The sequence below is a fragment of the Bacillus cereus group sp. N24 genome (assembly GCF_016483345.1).
GTDB lineage: Bacteria > Bacillota > Bacilli > Bacillales > Bacillaceae_G > Bacillus_A > Bacillus_A toyonensis.
In genome coordinates this window covers 105,830-127,254 of the sequence record NZ_JAEHCA010000004.1, presented here as the reverse complement: position 1 = coordinate 127,254, position 21,425 = coordinate 105,830, and the positions used below count along the sequence as shown (strand labels likewise).

The following is a 21,425-nucleotide window of genomic DNA, read 5'->3' as shown; positions in this document are numbered from 1 at the left end:
TTCCAAAATCCCTGTTTATCTTCATAAGGAGATAGAGTGAAACTTTAATTAGTGGCGGTTTTATTCGTTCCCACTGATTATTAGCCCACACCAATCGAGCTTTTACAGGCAACCCGGCTCCTACATAACTTCTTTACTCTAGCCGAATTTTGAAATAGAAGTTTTACTGCCCGCAAATAGCGGGATAAGTAAGATAACAACGAAATCTATTTTCTCCATTTTTTGCTTTACTTGGGTTTAACTCATACTCATGCTCTTCTCATTTTGAAAGATACTATAGATACACCCAATTGAAAGAGAGGGATGTACATGCGAAGAAAGAGAAATCATCATTTTAAAAGTGGTGAAAAACACGAAGAGTATGCAGCTGAAATATCTCCAGCCGGCATTCCAATTAGACATGAGCGCAAAGAAATTGCAAATGAAATAGAAGGTACAAATACCGGAGCAATGATAGGCTATGTCGCATTATTTCTTTCGTTATTCTCAATTGCTTTTTATCCAGTTACACTTGGTTCTCTTGCGATTTTAGTTGGTTTATTAGCTGTTAATTTCGGAGCAAGAACACTTGGATATACAGCAATTGGTTTTGGTAGTTTTTCTGTTTTATTTACTTTACTTTATCCGCTTGCTTTGTCAGCGTTTTAAAAAAACACACCAAGTTATACTTGGTGTGTTCATTCATGATACAACATAATATGACCGCATCCACAACAGTGCTTTGCTGTAATTTCTTGAAAGACCGGATAATTCTCTTCATCCCTATGTTCAATAAATACTTTTTCAAATCGATACATGTTTGGCGCATATGCCCAATCTTGTTTCGTACGAGCGTACAACGTTGAGGAAAAAAACTCCTCACCACCGCAAACGATGCATGTATTCTTCATCACTACCCCTCCTATGCTTGTCTTACTTCATCTATATGAACACAAGCATAAAAAAAAGACCTTCTATTACTAGAAAGTCTTTTCTGAAACAAAAAGAAATGTACCAAACATCCCTACTCCGCTATATTCTTTCGTAACACCAGCTTCTGTTTTAAACGTTTGCTTTACAGTCATAAAGAATACACCATTTCGTGCATCTGTACTTTCAAATTGTAGCTTTTCTTTTTTACCATCTACATTTTGTGTGCATTCAAAACTACTCTCATCACATTTCAACGCATACTTATCCTCTACATACGAATTAAAATCTGATTCTTTCGGACACGTAATAAGCAATATCGCCACGAGAATAATACTTACAATACCCACAATTGTATAATATTTCTTCATTTGTTCTCCTTTCAAATGACAAGAAAACTTGACTTCATGCGCCAAGTTTTCTTAGTCAACAACCCATTGCCACTCTTGTTCTTTCTTATCAAAAATGAGCCAACCTGTTTCTGTTGCTTCCTCTTTCAATTCATCGATATTATCTAGCACCTCATCCGTACTTTCATACGAACCAACTACATATACCGGAATTTCAAGACCTCTTCTTGACTCAATTTTCCCTGCTAAATCAATATAAAGACCATCTTCCATTAATGGAATAAGCCCCATAATCACTTCTTTTGAAATTGCTGGGAAAATTTTTGATTTTTGGAAGAAAGAAAAACGTTTCTTACCGAAAGCACCGAGTTTATAAGGAATGACTTTACTTAACATTCCAACAAAATCAGCAATTCTACGGTAATATACTTTGTTGTACCAACCGTCATCATGTGAAAAATAAACAAATCTATTTTTCAACAACGGAAAGAATGTTCTTGCAAGTGGTTCTTTTTTGTGAGCCAAATATAACAGTTCTGCAATTTCTTTTGGCTCTAATTCATCTAAATCGCTTGCATCATCAAAATCTACCCAACAAAATTCATCAAATTCATCAATCTCTGCTTGAATTAGCTTATGTATATTTTCTTCCTCAACATATTCAAATAAAGTATGATAATGAAAATCCGTCCATTCAAAGTTATGCTTCAAAAGCAAAACTTGATGAAGCGGTGAAGGGATGTTACTTGCAAACTCTTTAAACGTAATTCCTGATGTAATAAAACAATGACCTCGACGATTACCATTAATATATATCATATTCTTTACTTGGTCAGATCCTCCAGACAAAGCACCTAGCCACCTTCGTTTTATATGTTTCAATTCTATAGCATATTTTAACATGAAAAATTTTAGAAACATAGAAAAAACTTCAAAAACTATTTACAATTTCATGTGTTTTATTACATAGTGATTACAAGAAAAAACGCCTGCTCATAAGCAGGCGTTTTTAAAGGATTTCATCCGGGTTTTGAGGATGATGATTTCCCTCTTTCTTTTCATCTTTTTGGAACATCGATTGAATTTTATCAATTGTTTGTGGAGCTAATTCAATCATTTTTTCTGCTAAATGTGTCGCATTTTGTAAATGAAGAATATTTACTCCATCTTTATTCACCACAAGAAATGCTACTGGTGTAATAGAAACACCACCCGCGCTACCGCCACCAAATGCAGGGTTACCGTTCGCTCTTTGTCCATCATTCGTTTGGAAATCAGAACCTCCTGCTCCAAAACCGAACGCTACTTTAGAAACCGTTAACACTACACCACCGTCAGCCGTTTGAACAGGCTCCCCAACAATCGTATTCACATCGACCATTTCTTTTAAATTTTCCATTGCCGCTTTCATTAATCCTTGAATTGGATGATCCACCGTTCATAACCTCCTTTGTCATATCTTTCCTAGTTTTTCCGAAAGTTTGTGAACTAAACATAAAATTTTATATTGATTTCAAAAAACTTAAGTTGTAATTTTCAGAAAAATAAAAAAAGAGGTTGATTCGTTATGATGCGAAAATTAACAAAGAAAGATCATGAACAAGTATTCGCTTACCTAAAAGAAGAAGCATCCATTAACTTATTTATTATTGGAGATATTGAAGCTTTCGGTTATGATACAGATTTTCAAGAATTATGGGGAGTATTTGAAGAGAACGGAACATTAAAATCGATTTTACTTCGCTTTCACGATACAGTTATACCGTATAGTAAAGAAGAGTTTGTGGTTACTGACTATGAGGCACTTCTTTCCGCATATAAGCCGCTTAAACTCTCTGGCAAGTCAACTATTGTAGAAAGATTTGAAACTGCTCCAACTGTACAACTAGGCGCCAAAAATGAAATGTATTTTTGCGAATGCCAAGATGACAACAACTTACCTAACACACCAATTCATGAAACAATTAAACTTGCCTCACTCGATGATATAGAACGAATTATGAAATTACGAAGTGACATCGCTGAATTCCCGACTGCAAATGAATCTGAAAAAATGTTAAGGCAAGCTATCGAAACAAATACAGGACGTACATATTATATTGAAAAAGACGGTGCAATCATCGCATCCGCCTCAACTTCCGCTGAAAATTCATTATCTGCCATGGTTGTCGGCGTATGTACGCATCCGAACTACCGCGGAAATGGATATGCTTCGCTTATATTGCAAAAAATGATTCAAGACTTTACGAAAGAAGGCCGAACACTTTGTTTATTTTATAACAATCCAGTTGCTGGACGAATTTATAAACGACTAGGGTTTAAAGACATCGGGATGTGGACGATGTATCGATAATAAGAAGTACTCTATAAGAGGAAATAGTTGTAACTTAGCAATAAAAGCCGATTACACAAAAACTTCACACCGTTATTATGAAGAAACTACTTGAGGAGCGAGGACTCTAACTAAAAAATGTTATGCATTCAAACTAAATTTAGACAGATAAACGCCCCAATTGTTGCATCTACTCCAGCAATTGGGGCGTTTATCCTCAAATTCTTTCCACTATATTTATGAAACATTTATCACACTTATGTCGCTATTATCTTTACGTACAAATGCCCTTCTAAATATTACTGCGCCTTATTATACTTTGCTTTAAAATCAATATATTCCTGTTTCGCATCTTGGTTATTACCTTGGTGACTATTAAAAGATGTATGTATTTGTGATATGTATTTTACTAACTTGCCTTCATCATTTCTTTTCTTATAATTTATTACAATACTTACTTCCAATATCTGCTTTGAACCATTTTTAGAATCAATATGCAATGCGATTGATCCACCATCATATTCATCATATTGTATTTTCAACTTATCATTAATGATACTCTGAAACTCTAATTCAGTTAGTTTGTATCCAACAGTACTAGGCTGATCAAACTTTTTTATATCATCCCCGGGCTTCATCTTTAGTTTCCCTATCCCTTTTAAACGATCTACAATTAAGTTCACATATGAAACATCCAGATTCAATTCCGGACTTTGTACCTGTCCATTTTTATACATAATATTGGTACGATAAACAACTTCTTCTTTATTATCTTTGCTGTCTACTGCTGAAGTAACCTCTTGTGTTGTATTTCCATATAAACTTTTATCTTTCGTATTATATATCCCTTCCGAAGTTTGATAGATTGTTTTTCTATGCTCTCCATCTTCCTTTTGTTCAAATGTACTATATATACCTCTTTGTTCCACAAAGGCATACCCATCATCACTCGCAGACATAACCTTTTTCATGTCACCTTCATCCAATGCTTTGACAAATGGCTCATACTCTATCTTTTTTTCAAAAAAACTACATGCTTGTAGTAGGCTGATTGCTATTATGATAGGAATTATTTTAGAAACCCTTTTTTTATTCATTTTATCATCACACTACTCTCTCTACATTTCCAACTAGATACTCTTTTATTCACATTACATAATTAAAATTTCTTTTAGCAGTTCAAATACTCTTCTTTAAATCATTACTTTTTTTACCATCAAAACTTACAATACACACTTTCTTTATGCCCTACGTTTTGATTTACCTTTTTTATTTTTCTTTCGATATCTTGGAGTCTCTCTTTTATGTTGCTCCCATGAAATGTTAAATGACGGAAATTTAAACCTGCAATATACTAATAGCTGAAATTCAGCTGCACCGATGGCTATCGTATACATTAAAACAGTTCCTATTACATATCCAATAAAAGTATCAAATGCATAATCATTATGAAAATAAATCAAAATAAGAAGGATTAATGCGTATATTGAAGCAAATTTCATCATAGTTCCTTTTGTTTTACTAAAAAAGGACACGGATCTTTCATCCATACTAAACGCACCTTTACTTGCCAATTTAAATGTATCTATTGTTGTTACAATATGGAAAATTACCGCTCCTAAATATAGCAAACATACATAATTCAACGTAATACGATCCATTGAATTATTAGCTATTTCAGAAACAACTAAAACTGTAAGTAATATAGTAGCCATTTGAAATGCATATAATAATACGACAAATGTTTGTAACTTTTGAAATTTAAATTGTGCTTTTGGAAATAAATATAGCACGAAAAAAATTACTTGCAGAGCATATGCCAACACCTCTAGCTTAACAATTCCTATGTTAAGGAGAACCATACAGTACTCCCAACCACCTGATACAATAATAGAAAAAACGGCTATTGAACTATAAAGTATTCCTCCAAATATAAAGCCCGCAGCACCTTCAGGACTTAAACGATCTTTACATGTCATCCTAAATCCATCTAAATCTTCTTCTCTTATATTCCACATTCAGCCTTTTCACCTCTATACAGTTTAAATAATTTTCATTCAATAAAATCCCATTACATTCCTAACTTTTTAAGTACATTCATCTTTGTGTAACTATATTCAGATAATATTATCTCTATATTAATTACCGTACATAATCAGAATGCTTTTGATAGTTCAAATAGCCTTCTTTCTCCTCAAAAGCTCTAAATATTCTTCTCTCTTTTACTTAAGCATATCCCTCATACTCTATTTTTGTTTCCCCCGAAACTGCACTCACTTAGTAAAAACGTTACTGTCATCACAATTGTATCGAGATAATATAGCTCTTTAATTTTATCTTCAGAAAGGTGATAACCTCTCATCAACAATATGCTAGGAGGTTATTACAGTTCTTTAAAATTTGTTTTTTATTTTAATGGATTCGATTTTTGCAAATAATAATGTTATTTAATTTGAGAGAAGCGAATACTAAAAACATACTGCTTAATAACTCGTAATTAAGTCTTTCCCCTCATATCTAGGGTCTTTCTCAACTTTACCATCTTTTGTTTTGATGACTTTTAGTCTACCTAACCACTCTGCTCCGTTATATGTCTCTTCACTTACCCATACATTATGCTTTTTACCATCTACCTCAACTACTAATGTGGGGTGTGTAAACATGAATTCCTTCTCTACATGCCTACCTACAATTTCTGCATTTAATGATGTACCTTCTTCAACTAATTTACTATTTTGATACCCTTCGATAATAGGTAATCCAATAAATACAAAAAATATCAGTCCAAATACGATTACTTTCTTCTTTGTACTCCATTTATTCTTTTCTTTCAATTCTCTCTGTCTCGCTTCTCTTTCCTCGCGTTCATCCAAACTCTCATTTAAAGCATCTTCCCATGCCTTAATTTCCGCTTCGATTTCTGCTTCAGCTCTTGCTAGTTTTTCTAATTGTTCATCGGTTGCTACCATCTCATATGAGTTATCTCCAACCAAACGAATTTCAGTACCATTTTCTTTTACTTTTCGCAAGTCTTTTTCTGTACAATTAAACTCTCGAATGATTTCCCCTTGTGTGTTTACCAATCTAACGTAAATGTTTTTTTCTCCTTCTTCTTAAACATCTGCACTCCCCCTTATTTGTTTCCTATCATAGATAACCCTATTGCAATTAAGAGAAAGAAAACGATAATAAGGAAAGTCTTCCCTTTGCTTAATTGTGTTGTACAACCTTCCAAGACAGCCCATATAAGAATTGGAAAAAGAAGAATACCTAGGAGAATATCAACTAACTTGTTGCTACTCTTCTTTAGTGGTTTTTCTTCTACTATCGGTTTTATCTGAACAGCTTCTTTTCTTATTTGTTTCGGTTTCTTTTTCTTGCGTCTATGATTCACCCAACTTACTCCTTTTAGAATAACTTTTTCCTAACTATAAAAATACCGAAATATCCCCATTTTCATCGTACAGGATAAAAAGTATAAATTCTCATTAATACCATTTTTCAAAACATCTATTTTATTTTTTAACAAACTCATTCCGCCACATTTTAAACTTAGCTGCAAATTGACCTTCAATTCTTCAAAACAAATCAGATCCCTTAGAATGATTTATTATTTTGAAAAGACTTTTCATAATTCATATAATCTTGCTTAGCTTCCCGATCATTATCCTTTTTACTACTAAAATTCACAGATATTTGCTGAGTATGTGTGAATAATTTCCCCTCACTATTTTTCTTTTCATATACAATTGAAATTATTAATTGTATTATTTGCATTGGATGCTGTTTCGTATCTTTAAAATCGTTAAAATTAAATACAATTGATGCTGTTTCAAAACTATCATATTGCAAATTCAATTTATCGTTAATTATTTCTTGAAATTGTGATTCCGTTAACGTAAAACCAACTGTATTTGGTTCATTAAATTTCTTTTTATTTCCATCTACTTTCAGTTGTAAACTCCCAACACCTTGCAATCTATTAAAAATTAGTTTTACATGTGAAACATCCAAGCTCGAATCAGTACTGTAACCCTTTCTATCTTTATACATGAACCTAGTGCTATATTTTTCTTCTTCTTTATATTTATTATCCTTATGTCTATCTTTTATGTTCTTAATATCACTTGTTATTTTTTGAGTGGTCTCTCCATACAATAAATTTTCTTTCAAATTATATATACCTTCAGTAGTTTGATATAGTGTATTATGAATTCTGTCATCACCATTTTTTTCTGTCGTAAAATCAATAACCCGTTCCTTCACATACGCATACCCATCATCACTCGCAGACATAACCTTTCTCATGTCACCTTCATCCAAAGCTTTGACAAATGACTTATAATCTATTTGATTTCCCCAAAAATCACATCCACTTAATAAACTTGCTACTATTGACAGTACTATCATCATCTTAACTTTCTTCTTTAACTTCATACTGACACCCTTAATCAATCAAAATAAGCTTCCCTCTTTCCATTTTGGAAGAGGAAAGCTTATTTCCTTTTTAATTTATTTTTTTCCCTTTATTTCTAACTCTTATTCTTGTTGTTTCTTTTTATTTTTTTCAATTACTTTTTCAACAAACTCATTCCGCCACATTTTAAATTTAGCTGCAAATTGACCTTCAATTTTATTTCGATACCCTTCAAATTTAACCTCTGCAATATCCGCGTGGTTAAATAATTTATATGTCTCTTCGGTTAAACCCACTGGATGCAACACTCCGCCATAATCATAGAATGTGTTTTCATCAAGTAATAAACCTCTCGTAGTGATTACATACTCTACATTTTCCTCTTCTTTAAGAGCCAATCTCACAACACTGCCTAAAGGTAATACTTTATCCATATAATCTTTCATATTAATTCACTGTCCCTTTTAGTACGCTAATTTTCTCTTCTATTTTTTGTCTTTTTTTCTCTAATTGACGGATACGATCAATAAATGCCTCACGTGTTTTCCCTTGTAATGTACTATCAATACTACTCTCTAACCTTCTAATATCCCCAGTTAAAGATGCAGCTGCTTTTTCCAATTGCACTACAACGTTTATAATTTGTTCTCGTCCACCACTAGCTGGAAATGTACTATGAACTCTTGACATTATCGTATGTAAATCCACCTTCATACCCCTCTCTTTTAAATTTATAAACTTGGAGTTTTAATAATATGAAACTGCCCCTAATTCTTCATCTTTTGCAAACATAGAAAATACTGCTTCTGAAACATCGTCGTTTAATTGCTTTAAATCTTTCGATAACTCCTTCACATCTTTAGCAATTTCACCTAATAAAGAACGGTTTATCCCCCTACTGTTATCATTCATAAAGAGATTTAACAATGAGTGACGATGACTTAATATATGTTCAGATACAATTGCAGCTACATTTGTATCAACTACAAAATCTCCTTTAAACAAATCTAGTAAATCTTGCACGTAAGAAGCTGCAACTTCTTTTGCAATTTCTAAAATTTCACTTGTAGCTAAATATACTACAACACTTCCAGCTAAAAAATTTATAGCAGTATTAAATACAGACTCTAATACTTCTAAAACTTTTTCCTTACATTTCGCTAAAGTTGTTTCAATCCATTCTACAGCGATATCTACCGCTCCTTTTATTTCAACTGTAACCATTATACTAAATTGGATTGCTTCTGCTGTAATTTGAGATTTTAGTCTTTCATACTTTGTATTTAATCTTGAAAAACCTTCTTGAACTTTTTCTCTTAGCTTTTCAAGCTCCTTGCTGCCTTGTACAATGTCCGAGTAACCTAATATTCCACCTATAATACTAGAAATTGGCGTTGCATTTAGTATCAAATTAATTGCAGTTCCAGCTACCTTTTCTTCTTCTATAGAAACTTTTCTATGAAATACATCATGTATAGTTCCTGTGTATATAGCCCCAGCAGATTGAGAAAACTCCATAAACCCTGGGATAATATCCCACCCCGTATCGTTATCACTTGCTAGTTTATCAATCCATATTAGATGTCCATTCTCATCATAATCCTTTACTGTAAAAGCATATGAGTGTCCTGCTTGATTCGGAATTTTATACATTCTTCCCGGAAGTGTGAAGTCTGCTGCCTTTATCCCAATATGTAGTGGATCATTCTGATTAATGATATTCCGAACATTTTTCATATCAAACCCATTACCAAATTTATCAACATCTCGGTTTAATACAGGCGCTGGATTTAATGTTAATGTTTCAATATTATCTTCTTGGTGTCTTAACGATACAGTATTAGCTATACCACCACCTAATGAATGCCCTGTTACACTAATTTTGGCAGAAGGGTTATCATGTTTAACCTTCAAATAAAATTCTTCTCCTTGATCATACTGTCTAACTGTAAAATCGTGTTCCAAATTACCTAACATTATTTTATTTGCACCTGTTATATTATGTCCCCCAATTTCACCATCTGTTATTGCATCCGTTGCATCTTCCGTTCCTACATATGTTATTACAATTTCTCCTGTAGACCTATCTTTAAAAGCGTATGCAGCAAATCCTGTATTTTCATCAACTTTATCATCTATAAAATCTGCGTTAAATTTATCCTGTAATGTCTTTTTATTTTTTTGACTTAGTTGGTTATACGGTTCTTTACCAGCTTTAAAGTCATAAATATCCTTTCCAGCTAGCTCCAATTTCCCCCAATCAGAATTTATCTCTCTTACCTCTATATCCTCTATTATTTCTTTATCTTGCTTCACATCCTTACTCATATTACTCACTCCTAATTACTTATTATTTTTATCCTGTGCTCTGTAATCTATATATTTTTTTTTTGCATCTTGATTATTACCTTTTTGACTATCAAAATATGTGTGTATTTGTGATATATATTCTACTAACTTACCTTCATCATTTCGCTTCTTATAATTTATTACAATACTTACCTCCAATATCTGCTCTGAACCATCTTTAGAATCTATATGCAGTACAATCGATCCACCATCATATTCATCATATTGTATTTTCAACTTATCATTAACAATACTCTGAAACTCTGATTCATTTAGTTTATATCCAACTGTACTAGGTTGATCAAACTTTTTTATATCATCTCCGGGCTTCATCTTTAGTTTCCCTATTCCTTTTAAACGATCAACAATTAAGTTTACGTATGAAACATCCAGATTTGAATCCGGACTTTTCACCTGTCCATTTTTATACATAATATTGGTACGATAAACACCTTCTTTTTTATTATCTTTGCTGTCTACTGCTGAAGTAACCGCTTGTGTTGTACTTCCATATAAACTTTTATCTTTCGTATTATATATCCCTTCCGAAGTTTGATAGATTGTTTTTCTATGCTCTCCATCTTCCTTTTGTTCATATGTACTATATATACCTCTTTGTTTCACATACGCATACCCATCATCACTCGCAGACATAACAGTCTTCATGTCCCCTTCATCCAACGCCTTTACTAATCTCTCATACTCTATCTTTGTCTCTCCAAAACCACATCCACTTAATAAACTTGCCACTATTGACACGACTATCATCACCTTAGCTTTCTTCTTTAATTTCATACTGTCACCTCGTTAGTTACTCTAGGCATTTTTAGTTTCATTATGTTCCCTTTTTGATAGTAATACACTTCATCTTTACCTAATGGCGCTTCGTTGCTTATATATTTTATATTGAAGATACTTTGATCATTTAATGGCATTGCGATAATTGCTGCTGTTAGTTTACTTCTCATTTTCATAGGTAGAGCTTCACGATTTCGGTCCATGTAGTCGTGGTGACCTGCTAATACAAAGTAAATACCTACTGTACGAGATAAATCAATTAAAGTCGCTGCATCCTCCATTTCTAAATAAACAAATTTACTAAACTCTTCAACATTTGTCATGATAATGAGTTGTTTTGTGAATGCAGGAATTTCTCTACCTTCTTGTCTTGCTTGTGCTAATTCAAAAGCTCGTTCGCGAATTACTTCCATCCAATACTTCGCATGCATATTTATTTCATTTTCGTCTACAATGTAGTGCGTCACATTGTCTTTATATTGAACGAAACTATACTCTGCTGTATCCACTAATGTCACACTTTCAAAATAATCTTTATTCAATTGAGATAGGATACTAGATACAATTTGTTTTCCCATACTATCATCTACACTATAAATCATTAAATGATCATTCACCGCAATATCATGAGCTACAACTTCTACATTTGCAAAATCAAGCCCCATTGGAATTCTTCCTGCTTGTAGAGCTTTTGTAACGTCTTTATTTTTACGATACGTAGCAATATCAATCACTTCTGGCATCATTGGAATTGCCTTCGGACGTTCTCCATCCCATTCTCGATCCATATCATTTGCTTCTTGTTGTAATAATTGAATTTGTTGTAGTTCATCTTCTGCTTTCGTAGGTAATGCAGCCTGGAATAATGTAGGAGATTCTAGTTTTATTAACGCTCTTCCTGCTGTTTCTTCCACTTTTATATCAGATCTCCCTACAATACTAGCTACTTCACTCTGATCAATCATATATAGACAAGTTTGGATTTTAATATTATTGTACAATTGAATTCTAAGTGCATTTTGTCGTCCTGCACTTATTAAAGTATGAATTCCTAAACTAGCACCATCTCGGACAATTTGCATAATTATCATTTCAAAGCTCTCATAGAATTTTGCTTCTTTTACTGCATCATAATTATCGATTGCAATAATAATATGTGGTATTTCTTTCCCACTTGCCTTTTCATACATTTCAATACTCGCAACGTCATATTCACTTAATAATCGTTTACGATTTTTCATTTCTTGAGTTAATCTTTCAACAAACTTTAAACATTTTTCTGATTCGTCAATTGTAATCGTATCCGCTACATGAGGTAATCCTTTTAAAGGTAGAAGACCATTTGTTCCAAGGTCCACTAAATACACATGCAAATGCTCCGGACTATGCTGACGAGCTACATCCATAATGACTGATTGTAAGAATGTTGATTTTCCGTAGCCTGGGCTTGAGAAGACCGCTACGTGTCCGTCTTTACTAATATCTAATGTTAATGGTGTTTGTGATTGCAATTCAGGCTGGTCTAATAAACCAACGGTTGCTTTTAATGGTTTCTTTTCTTTCGTCCATGCTTCTTTGAACTGAATAGCGTGTAAGTCTTGTAAATATACGCTTTCTGGAAGTGGTGGTAACCACGGTCTAGCTAACGCTTCAATTTCATTTATTTCTGCGTAATCGTGAATATAGTCAATAACAGCATCCAGTTCAGATGGTACGCTTATTACTTCTTTACTGCTACCAAGTCCACTTAAATCTTCACTTAATATTTCATATTGTCCTAGATCATTTATTGCATAGATTGTTGCGTCTAAATGTTCTTTATCCTCTTTGTTTTCTACATAGTCTGCTCCGCTCCAAGCCGATTGGAATAGTTCATAAATTTCATTATTCCCAACTTGTAAGTAAGCACGTCCAGGTAATGTAATTTCAGCAGCATCTGGTGTTTTTAAAATTTCATTACTATCCGACGTATTTTGAACTTTTAGTGCTAGTTTGAATTTCGAGTTACTCCAAATTTGATCATCTACAACACCACTCGGTTTTTGAGTAGCTAAAATTAAATGAATTCCGAGTGAACGCCCAATACGAGCTGTTGAAACTAACTCTTTCATAAATTCTGGTTGTTCTGACTTCAATTCCGCGAATTCATCACTAATTAAAAATAGATGTGGCATTGGTTCACTTACTAAGCCTTCTTTATACAGTTTTTGATACTGATTAATATGGTTGACATCATTTTCTCCAAATAATCGTTGTCTTTTTTGTAATTCGGCTTTAATTGATGCGAGCGCTCTCATACTTTGTGCTCCATCTAAGTTTGTAATTGTTCCTAATAAATGCGGTAAGTTTTTAAATAAATTCGCCATACCGCCACCTTTATAGTCAATTAGTAAAAAGGCAACTTCGTAAGGATGGAAATTGACTGCTAGAGATAAAATATACGATTGTATAATTTCCGACTTACCTGAACCGGTTGTACCTGCTATTAAGCCGTGTGGCCCGTGAGCTTTTTCATGTAAGTTTAAGTTTACGATATCTTCTTTACCACGTAATCCAAGTGGTACAGCTAAAGATTTATGTGCTGCATTTTTCTCCCAGCGCTTTGTGATATTCAGTTCTTTTATTTTTTCAACACCGTACATTTCTAAAAATGTTACGCTTTCTGGAATACTATTTTTTAAGTTTTGCAAATGATTTAACGGTGCTAATGCTCGTGAAACATCTTCTAAATTGAAACCTTTCGGTACGTGATTTAGTTTAAATTGACGGTTAACAAGCTCTCCTTGTTCTAATATGATGTTTCCTTGCTTTGCATCTCTTATATCTATTACCGTTTTCACGTGTTCCGGTAAACTTTGCATAACATCTTGTACGAAAACAAGTGATACACCTAATTGACTCGGATCATCATTAAAGAATTCCATAACAACATGGTCTAGTATTAGTTTTTCATCTGTAATGAGAACGACATAGTGCGGTGCAAAATACATTTTTTCATTAGTTGAACTCTTTTCGTCTAGTTTTAATTTTCGTTCTTTCAATATTTGATATAAACTATTTAACACTTGATCACGACTACGATCATGATATACAAATCCACGTACATTTATATCGCGAACACTTCCATGAGGTAACCAGCGCATCCAATCCCATTTTTCTTTTTCTTCTTCAGGAAAAATAGTAATAAACTGCAAGTCATAATAACTATGGAATAGCGCCGTTTGTGCAACTAATAATTGTAATTGCTCTAACACTAAAGAGCGTTGGCCAATATAACCCACTGGTCCATTCATTAAATCTGTTACAACTGGTACATCTTCCAATGAAAGATAACGTTGTCTTAGTTCACGTGCTATATCAATTAATTCATCTTTCGTTTGACTAAATTCTTCTTCATTAAACTGAATTTCAAAACTCGTATTAGCTTGCCCTGTACCAACGCTAAATGTTAAGAAATCATGATGTTGCATTGTTTTTTCATAAATACGTGGATTTACTTGAACAGCCATATTACGTATAACCTCAACATTTGGATTATGATAATGTAATGCATGACGCTGTTTTTCACTTTCTGCATGTAAATCTTTCGTTTTTTGTTTTATATACTCTCTATAGCTTTTATCACGTTCAACGATGTCGATTTTATATTGCTTTAAATTTTTTATATAAGATGTGACAGAAACAATGATCGTTACTAATGTCATTGCAATGGATGCGATAATAAACATTCCATATTTCATAAAGATAGCAAGTAATACTGTTACGACAATCATGACAAGAGCAGGTGCAATAATTCTCGCCAAATGCTCAGTCGGTTTTGACGGCATGCTTGAAGGTTTTGCAATTGTCATTTTCTCTTCTGGTTCACGGTAAATAATACGTGGTGAACGATGATAGTCTGGATAACCACTTTGATAATTCGTTTCTGATTCTACTAAAATAGGTAACGTAGATTTCACTTTATCTTCTGAAGACAATACTTGAATATCTTCACTGCCTATCTCCACTAAAACGCCATCAAAATATAATTGGTCTCCTGCTTCTAACATAGCGCTATCTTTTAGCCTTGTATAATTATGAAATACTTCCCCGTCGTATACGTTCACTTTAAATGAATCGTACAGCGTTTCACGAGATAGCATTATATCTACACTACTACCGGTAATAGAAATATCATCATAACTGTTTTGACTGAATGTAAGAGAATGCTTTGTTCCGATATCAAACACTTTAGTTGTGCCAATAATAGATATAAAGATTTTCAAGCTCACATCTTTCGTTTTTCCAATCTCAAATTCCTTATTGAATTCTATTAATTGATCCTGTATCATCCAAGCGTTTACTTCATTATTCCACTTTAACTCTACTTCTTGTTCTAAACTTGGATTCGTAATATCATTTGTCCACTCTTTTCCAATCGACACTATTGATTGCTCAGTTGGATGTAATGTGCACTTATATATTTTGTCTCCATAAGTCAATACTAATAGTTGCTCCATGCGTGTTCACTGCTCCTTTTTAACTGTCTCATCAAGTGCTTTCTTACTCTTTTTTCTCTGTGTCCGACAAATTTTTATCGCTAGATGTATTGCCATATTTCTTTTTATATTCATCTAATTGTTGTTCATATGTTTTTTTCTTTTGATCACGCTCTTCTCCTGACAAGTCCGGATTATTTTTCAACGCATCCATTTGTTGAAGAAGGCCGTACATAATAAGCTGCGGATCATCAAGGGTTTTAGCTAAATCTAATGATTTATCAAAATCACCTTTTCCGTTATACATCCAATAAAGCAAATACTTTTCATCACTTTTCAAACTAATGTTTTTCATAACCGCCTTCTTTTGATTTTCAGGCATTTTTTCAGCTGTAATGTATGCAAATGCTAACTCATATTTAGATGCAATTGGTAATGATTCAAATTCTTCTTCATTTAATTGCGTAATTACTTTGTCATAATCAGTTGCTATGAAATTCGCATTTGCTTCTAATAATTTATTTTGATAAGGAAATTTTATAAAAGTGAAATATATTAAAGGAGCAGCTAAAACAACTGTCGCCGCTATGAAGGAAAAAGCTAAATATTTAAATGATTTGTAGCTCTTTTTATGTACTAACTGCATATTGTTTTCTGTTTTTGTTTGTTCCTTCTCAAAGCTGTCATCAAGAAATTGCAGTAATGCATCTATGCTTTCCATTTGAGAAACTGTCTGTTCAAATGTTGTTTCTTTTGCATCTTTTAGTAACCCAGCATACAAATCATCAAAATTGTGCTTTTGGGAGAATAAAGCGATAATTAGACACTTATATTGTGTTAAAAATTGCTCTTCTAACAACGGGGTTGGTGGAACAATATCGCGAATTCCTCTATGTATAATACTTGGCATTAAATTAGCATTAAAAACTATATTGTCCGGATGTAAAAAGAACGTGATTCTTTTATTTAAATATTTACGAAACTGCGCAACATTTCGAAGCAGTCTTAATTTCTCATTTCTTCCCAAACGGCTAAGATCGTCCCACTTATATAATTTTTTATCTACTTGATATAGAAACGTAAACATATCATCCGTTTCTTCTATTGTTAATGGTACAAATTCAGATGATACGCCCGTAATTATATCGAATTGACGGAAGTCTTTTATACGTGTTTGAGATTTGGTCATCTCCAATTTCCAATTTTCTTTTTCTATTTGAAATTGATAGTTCATTGCATCAATTTGAATTATTTTTTCCGTCATGTTTATCCTCTTCTCCTTTTCTTTATAACCCGTAATAACTTATTTTCAAATAAATATAAGAAAAAAAATTTTTTATAAAACTTGTAAAATATCTCCATTTGTTATTTGGTGATCGATTAAACGATCATTATCTGTTAAAACAATTGACTTATTCTTTACTTTAATTACAAAATGTGAACCTTCATGATTCTCCACATTTAGCGTATCTAATAAATTTTTCAATAAATATTTAATAGATTGATGATTCGGAATACGTAAATCATATGTATTTCCATTCCATTTACTAAAATCTACCGTTACATTAATATGCGTTTGTATCGCCATTACTTTACCTCCAACTTTTGCGAAGAACCGTATAAATACCGATGCAAATAAGTACAATGCCACCACCAAATAATAATATGATTGTTGTACCAATTGGCTTTTCGTTCATTGTTTCATTACTCGCTACTTCATCTGCACTTTTTCTCACAACGTATTCACTGCTAAACAAACTATTTTTCATATCTTTCACACTATTATTTTCTTTTTGTTTTATAAAAAGAGAATCTCGTAAAGCTTCCATATCTTTTTGTTCTTTCTTTTTCTTTTTCTGAATTTCTTCTTCTATGTCTTTGCTAAATAACTCAATTGATGCTTTATCTAATTCTGTTTCCTTATGTTCTTCTTTATTTTTTTCTTGGTCGCTTTCTTCAATTCGATCCACTTTAAACTTAATCTTCCCATCATCACCAAGATAACTGTCCGCCGCGCTCCTTATCGGTAGCGCGACAAACAGTAAAAGGATAGAGAGAAATGATAACTTAGCCACTATGCTCCATTGTTTGATCATTTGCTTCTTTTTCCTCCCATTTCTTATGCCATACAAATAGATTACTAACTAACCCTATAATGGCAATTACAAACAATACGATAAAAATAACTTTCCCCGTATCTTTACCGCTAATAAAATCATTTAGAAAACTTTCTATATACTGAAGTGGTGAAAATTGACGTACCTTTCCAACTGATGACATTTGATCTACTTTACTTCCAACTGCTTCAGTTAAAAATAGGTACATACTTAAAAATACTAATAGGATAAACATCCCTACCATTTTTATTTGTCGCAATAAGTATGTTGAAACCAATACAAACGCCATCATAATGATTGTGATAAACGCAATCCATAGTAAACTTTGATCCTGACCAAACTGTAAAAGACGTCCAGAAATGATACCTATACTAATTCCTTCCACAATTGATATACCGAATGCTACTACTGTAGTTGGTACATTCATATCAATTAATGAGAATTTCTCTTCAAAATGATCTGATTGCGTTCGTTTCTTTTCTTGATTCGCAATTGCGTATGCTGTAAATAACGCAACAATAAAACAAGTTAATACGATTAAATATGGTGTAAAAGCATTACCAGCTACAATGACTCCATCATTTTGTTTTTGAACTGGGCTAGATAAAAATTGATATAACATTTCATTTTGGCGATCACCAATTCGGCTATTAGCCAAAATTTTAGTAAAGTTTTTGGAGAATGTTTTATCATCTTCCATTTTCTTTGTAAAGTCATTTAATAATGAATCAGCTTTTGAAACAATTGTCGTTCCGCTGTCTTGAATTTCTTTTGCTTGTCCATTAATTTGATCAAATGTTTTATAAACATCGTCTGAAGTTGCTAAACTATGCTTCGAACTCTCGACCAATGATTGACTTTGTGACATTAATGATTTAATACCAGAATCTAACGATAAAACAGCTGTTTGCTCACCAGTATTATTTGTTGTTAGCACTTGCTGTTCTTCAACTAGCTTTAAGCTACTCTCACGCCATTTCGCTAAACCTTTTAAATATTCCCCTAAATTTTCATTCATACTAGTTGCTTGTTGCGTCGTTACATTTAATTTCTCTGCTAGTAACATTGAATTTTGATCCGCACTCGTAATGAATTGTTGATAAGAGTCAATTTTTTGCTTTAAACCTGTCATATCTTGCTTAACTTCTGCCGTAATACCTGATGAAACAAGGTTTGAAATTAAATCAATTAAGCTTTGTTTATTTAATACATAGTACAAAGATTGTTCAGTTGCAATTGCCTCTAAACTTCCCTCTTCTAGCTTAGAACCTACATCTTGCGTTCTTAAATCAATCCCATAATACATTTCGTAAAGGCTCATTAAACCTTGATAACTTTCGACTGTATCTACTGCTTCTTTTATTAATACACTAGATGTATTTTTTGTTAATACTTCTGTTTTTTGATGTACAACTTGATTCGTCATTCGTTCAATAACTTTTGATTTTCCACCGTTATCTGTTCCAGTGTCTGGTTTCTCTCCTGTGTCTGGATTTCCTCCTGTGTCAGGTTTTCCTCCTGTGTCAGGTTTTCCTCCTGTGTCTGGATTTCCTCCTGTGTCAGGTTTTCCTCCTGTGTCTGGATTTCCTCCTGTGTCTGGATTTCCTCCTGTATCAGGTTTTCCTCCTGTATCAGGTTTTCCTCCTGTATCAGGTTTTCCTCCTGTATCAGGTTTTCCTCCTGTATCAGGCTTTCCTTCTGTGTCAGGTTTTCCTCCTGCATCAGGCTTTCCTTCTGCATCAGGCTTTCCTTCTGCATCAGGCTTTCCTCCTGCATCAGGCTTTACACTGTCACCATTATTACTCTGTTCTGTTTTTTGAATAATAGGCTTTTGAGCATTGTGTACTAACGGCATTATGCCATATTGCGATTTATCAACTACGTTTTCCACCTTGCTGTTTTCCGTTTGTGTTCCTTTATCCTCTTTATTAGGTTCTTCTTTTCCAGAACTAGTTTCTTTTTCATCTTTTCCATCCAGTTTCCAGTCCCACGTTACAGGAGAGAAAACATCTATATTGATGTTTGGATCTTTTAACTTTACATGCAAGCTAATCTTTATATCCCCTTCATTACGAGGAGCTATTGTAATTTCTCCTGCTTCGCTTTGAAGAAAGTCACTTGTACGATCCACATCATCAATATGTAAAGCTTCTGTACTTCCATCTAGTTTAAATTCTTCTGGAATATTTATCTTCAAAGTTTGCGGAGATTCCATTTTAATTACTTTCGCCGTATCACTAAATGTAATTCCCTCTGTATAAAGTTTATCCTTTACTTCTTTAATAGCGTTTCCTAAAGAGATTTTATTTACAGGATCATAATTAAAGTTATTTTCTTTATTATATTTATTTGTAAATTGGATTACATTTTGCAATTGTAATTTCGTTGTATCTGGCAAATCACTTTGAACGATTTCTTCCATGTTTAAACTAGGTAATTTCGCAATTAAATTTTCGATTTGGTTCTTTATTCGAACGTCTGGTTGTTTCATTAATGTATTTATAAAGATCTCTTGCTTTCCATCGTTCGACATAGATTGCTTTAACTTTTTAATTATCGTCTCTTGAATATCACTTTCTAACTTTCCTGCAAGTTCTGTATCATATTCTGACACTTGTTTTTTTACATCTGTTAAATGTTTTTGAATTGCTGAAGCATCAGCTAAAATATTAGGTTCTTTCTCTGAAAGCGTAAATTGATTTGTAATCACTTTATTGGCAGATTCCAAAGCACTTAACTGCTTTAAAACATCGCCTGTATTCATTTCACTCATGTATTGATTAAATTGACTCGTAAAATTATTCGCTAACAGATTATTATCAGATTGCATTTTTTGGAAGTTATTAAACCCTTCTAAGTAAGTATTGTTAGATTTATTCCCTTCATCTAACACTTGACCGAAACCTTTTAATACATCCTGAAATCCTTTAAAACTATTAACAGAAACCCCAGTATAATCTTGCACTGTTTTAAATTGATTTGTGTAATTTGCTAAAGGACTATGTACATCTTTTTTGTACATAGTTGTTTGAACGTTTCCTTTTTCAATTACTTTACCTATATTATCTTGTGCATCTTGCAACTTACCGATAATACTTGCAAAATAAACGTCGATGATTTGCTTATTGAAATCTTCTAAAATTGTTGACGCCGTATTCTCAGCCTCAGCTTTCAAATCATTATTCCCAGTTGCATTTACTTTGTAGTTTAACGTCAATTTCTCTGGTAGTTCCGAATCAATCGCAACTGCTTTCCTAGAAAAATCGTTTGGTATAACAATCATCATATTGTAATTATTATTTTTCAAACCATTTTCTGCTACTCCACGACTAACTACGTACCATTCTTGTTTCGTATTTTTATTTACATTTTTAACAAATTGATCTCCAAACGCTATTTTATTTCCTTCAAATACAGTACCTTGATCTTCATTTACTAATGCAACTGTCATTTTTTGCGTGGTATTCTCATTAGCTTTCTTAACATTTTGATTTAGCGCTAAATAGGAGACTCCTGTTGATAGCACTAGAGCTAAAACAATAAACAACAAGATGCTCCATCTGAACTTTTTCACTACTTATCACTCCTGCGACCGCGAGTCTATTAAATGAAAGACTTCGTATCTTACTCTAGTTTTAAAGTAATTTAGCCATACAACGTATGGTTGCATGGCTA

The 21,425-nt window shown here is 33.0% G+C and carries 19 protein-coding genes and 2 pseudogenes; 2 read left to right on the top strand and 19 right to left on the bottom strand.

What is annotated here, in order from left to right; translation table 11 throughout:
* Positions 1-309: 309 nt before the first annotated feature.
* On the top strand, positions 310-648 hold the full coding sequence (locus tag JDS95_RS08545; RefSeq protein ID WP_001253192.1) for a hypothetical protein: 339 nt from the start codon (positions 310-312) through the stop codon (positions 646-648).
* Positions 649-677: 29 nt separating this feature from the next.
* Here the strand turns inward: JDS95_RS08545 and JDS95_RS08540 are convergent, their stop codons facing one another.
* The 4 genes from JDS95_RS08540 to ytfJ form a co-directional block, all read right to left on the bottom strand.
* Positions 678-890, bottom strand: a complete 213-nt coding sequence (locus JDS95_RS08540; protein WP_000798747.1) for a hypothetical protein — start codon at positions 888-890, stop codon at positions 678-680.
* A 69-nt stretch (positions 891-959) separates the two neighbouring features.
* On the bottom strand, positions 960-1,280 hold the full coding sequence (locus tag JDS95_RS08535) for a hypothetical protein (RefSeq protein ID WP_000761187.1): 321 nt from the start codon (positions 1,278-1,280) through the stop codon (positions 960-962).
* Positions 1,281-1,331: 51 nt separating this feature from the next.
* Positions 1,332-2,108, bottom strand: a complete 777-nt coding sequence (locus JDS95_RS08530; RefSeq protein ID WP_000014090.1) for an oxalate:formate antiporter — start codon at positions 2,106-2,108, stop codon at positions 1,332-1,334.
* A gap of 160 nt (positions 2,109-2,268) precedes the next feature.
* Positions 2,269-2,694 carry a GerW family sporulation protein gene (gene ytfJ, locus JDS95_RS08525; RefSeq protein WP_000349987.1) on the bottom strand — a complete coding sequence of 142 codons (426 nt, stop codon included), beginning with the start codon at positions 2,692-2,694 and terminating at the stop codon, positions 2,269-2,271.
* Between the two features lie 132 nt (positions 2,695-2,826).
* On the opposite strand from ytfJ, the gene JDS95_RS08520 reads away from it, so the two are divergent.
* Entirely contained in the window at positions 2,827-3,612 is a 786-nt protein-coding gene (locus tag JDS95_RS08520; RefSeq protein ID WP_199690401.1) for a GNAT family N-acetyltransferase, read from the top strand.
* Positions 3,613-3,890: 278 nt separating this feature from the next.
* Here the strand turns inward: JDS95_RS08520 and JDS95_RS08515 are convergent, their stop codons facing one another.
* From JDS95_RS08515 to esaA, 15 genes and pseudogenes are all read right to left on the bottom strand, one after another.
* Positions 3,891-4,688, bottom strand: coding sequence for a DUF3952 domain-containing protein (locus tag JDS95_RS08515; RefSeq protein WP_001036297.1), 798 nt, complete (start codon positions 4,686-4,688; stop codon positions 3,891-3,893).
* Between the two features lie 144 nt (positions 4,689-4,832).
* The gene (locus JDS95_RS08510; protein WP_000267190.1) at positions 4,833-5,609 is read right to left on the bottom strand and encodes a hypothetical protein; all 777 of its coding nucleotides are present in this window, start codon (positions 5,607-5,609) and stop codon (positions 4,833-4,835) included.
* Positions 5,610-6,074: 465 nt separating this feature from the next.
* Complete coding sequence (locus JDS95_RS08505) at positions 6,075-6,620, bottom strand: hypothetical protein (protein ID WP_050426868.1); 546 nt, start codon at positions 6,618-6,620, stop codon at positions 6,075-6,077.
* A gap of 104 nt (positions 6,621-6,724) precedes the next feature.
* A complete protein-coding gene (locus JDS95_RS08500) occupies positions 6,725-6,985 on the bottom strand; it encodes a hypothetical protein (RefSeq protein WP_001016546.1) in 261 nt (86 codons plus the stop codon).
* Positions 6,986-7,188: 203 nt separating this feature from the next.
* Positions 7,189-8,028, bottom strand: a complete 840-nt coding sequence (locus JDS95_RS08495; RefSeq protein WP_000768494.1) for a DUF3952 domain-containing protein — start codon at positions 8,026-8,028, stop codon at positions 7,189-7,191.
* A gap of 102 nt (positions 8,029-8,130) precedes the next feature.
* Complete coding sequence (locus tag JDS95_RS08490) at positions 8,131-8,454, bottom strand: DUF4176 domain-containing protein (RefSeq protein WP_000656376.1); 324 nt, start codon at positions 8,452-8,454, stop codon at positions 8,131-8,133.
* Between the two features lies 1 nt (position 8,455).
* Positions 8,456-8,716 carry a hypothetical protein gene (locus JDS95_RS08485; RefSeq protein WP_000363098.1) on the bottom strand — a complete coding sequence of 87 codons (261 nt, stop codon included), beginning with the start codon at positions 8,714-8,716 and terminating at the stop codon, positions 8,456-8,458.
* A gap of 39 nt (positions 8,717-8,755) precedes the next feature.
* Entirely contained in the window at positions 8,756-10,336 is a 1,581-nt protein-coding gene (locus tag JDS95_RS08480; protein WP_000031241.1) for a lipase family protein, read from the bottom strand.
* Between the two features lie 15 nt (positions 10,337-10,351).
* Positions 10,352-11,152 carry a DUF3952 domain-containing protein gene (locus tag JDS95_RS08475; RefSeq protein ID WP_000768479.1) on the bottom strand — a complete coding sequence of 267 codons (801 nt, stop codon included), beginning with the start codon at positions 11,150-11,152 and terminating at the stop codon, positions 10,352-10,354.
* Positions 11,149-15,378 (bottom strand): annotated as a pseudogene (essC, locus tag JDS95_RS08470) (type VII secretion protein EssC); the annotation flags it as partial. The gene JDS95_RS08475 and the pseudogene essC, both read right to left, overlap by 4 nt.
* Positions 15,376-15,654, bottom strand: a pseudogene (locus JDS95_RS32105) (FtsK/SpoIIIE N-terminal domain-containing protein); the annotation flags it as partial. The pseudogenes essC and JDS95_RS32105, both read right to left, overlap by 3 nt.
* Before the next feature lie 43 nt (positions 15,655-15,697).
* On the bottom strand, positions 15,698-16,897 hold the full coding sequence (gene essB / locus JDS95_RS08465; protein WP_000136619.1) for a type VII secretion protein EssB: 1,200 nt from the start codon (positions 16,895-16,897) through the stop codon (positions 15,698-15,700).
* Between the two features lie 72 nt (positions 16,898-16,969).
* Entirely contained in the window at positions 16,970-17,221 is a 252-nt protein-coding gene (locus JDS95_RS08460; protein WP_097956891.1) for an EsaB/YukD family protein, read from the bottom strand.
* Positions 17,222-17,225: 4 nt separating this feature from the next.
* Complete coding sequence (gene essA / locus JDS95_RS08455; protein WP_000595649.1) at positions 17,226-17,729, bottom strand: type VII secretion protein EssA; 504 nt, start codon at positions 17,727-17,729, stop codon at positions 17,226-17,228.
* The gene (gene esaA / locus JDS95_RS08450) at positions 17,701-21,324 is read right to left on the bottom strand and encodes a type VII secretion protein EsaA (RefSeq protein ID WP_199690399.1); all 3,624 of its coding nucleotides are present in this window, start codon (positions 21,322-21,324) and stop codon (positions 17,701-17,703) included. Before esaA ends, essA begins: the two co-directional genes overlap by 29 nt.
* Positions 21,325-21,425: the final 101 nt, after the last annotated feature.

Coding starts and splice junctions, on each gene's coding strand:
- JDS95_RS08545 (WP_001253192.1), top strand. CDS start 310: ATGCGAAGAAAGAGAAATCATCATTTTAAAAGTGGTGAAAAACACGAA.
- JDS95_RS08540 (WP_000798747.1), bottom strand. CDS start 890: ATGAAGAATACATGCATCGTTTGCGGTGGTGAGGAGTTTTTTTCCTCA.
- JDS95_RS08535 (WP_000761187.1), bottom strand. CDS start 1,280: ATGAAGAAATATTATACAATTGTGGGTATTGTAAGTATTATTCTCGTG.
- JDS95_RS08520 (WP_199690401.1), top strand. CDS start 2,827: ATGATGCGAAAATTAACAAAGAAAGATCATGAACAAGTATTCGCTTAC.
- JDS95_RS08515 (WP_001036297.1), bottom strand. CDS start 4,688: ATGAATAAAAAAAGGGTTTCTAAAATAATTCCTATCATAATAGCAATC.
- JDS95_RS08510 (WP_000267190.1), bottom strand. CDS start 5,609: ATGTGGAATATAAGAGAAGAAGATTTAGATGGATTTAGGATGACATGT.
- JDS95_RS08495 (WP_000768494.1), bottom strand. CDS start 8,028: ATGAAGTTAAAGAAGAAAGTTAAGATGATGATAGTACTGTCAATAGTA.
- JDS95_RS08490 (WP_000656376.1), bottom strand. CDS start 8,454: ATGAAAGATTATATGGATAAAGTATTACCTTTAGGCAGTGTTGTGAGA.
- JDS95_RS08480 (WP_000031241.1), bottom strand. CDS start 10,336: ATGAGTAAGGATGTGAAGCAAGATAAAGAAATAATAGAGGATATAGAG.
- JDS95_RS08475 (WP_000768479.1), bottom strand. CDS start 11,152: ATGAAATTAAAGAAGAAAGCTAAGGTGATGATAGTCGTGTCAATAGTG.
- essB (WP_000136619.1), bottom strand. CDS start 16,897: ATGACGGAAAAAATAATTCAAATTGATGCAATGAACTATCAATTTCAA.
- JDS95_RS08460 (WP_097956891.1), bottom strand. CDS start 17,221: ATGGCGATACAAACGCATATTAATGTAACGGTAGATTTTAGTAAATGG.
- essA (WP_000595649.1), bottom strand. CDS start 17,729: ATGATCAAACAATGGAGCATAGTGGCTAAGTTATCATTTCTCTCTATC.